Here is a 391-nt window from a genome sequence, read left to right on the forward strand (position 1 = left end):
AACAAGGTTATCAGCAGGTGGCTGATATTGTGTACAAACAACCGAGTGGCACACTGGATAACGGCGTTGAAAGTGTCTGGGATATAACCTTACACAGTCAAATGGTGGAATCTTCGGTACAAGTACAAGATTATAACTACCGCGATGCGCAGGCGAACTTACTGGGTGAAGTTAACAGCCAACAAAAAGATAACACCACTTATGGCACCGATTACCGTTATGATGAGCACTATAAAGGGTTAAATACCAATGGTGACAGCAATAATGGAATTGATAGTGACACCAACAATAATAATGATGACGATAATGATGAAAACAGTGGTGATATCGATACCGATGACAGTCAAAGCAGTAACGGCAATAGTAATGACAACGACAATAATAGCGATAA

1 pseudogene is annotated in these 391 nt (G+C 40.4%); it reads left to right on the forward strand.

The features are described from left to right. Window positions 1-391 (forward strand): annotated as a pseudogene (locus H3S88_RS13145) (hypothetical protein); the annotation flags it as partial.

The organism is Gilliamella sp. B14448G11 (genome assembly GCF_016101765.1).
GTDB lineage: Bacteria > Pseudomonadota > Gammaproteobacteria > Enterobacterales > Orbaceae > Gilliamella > Gilliamella apicola_N.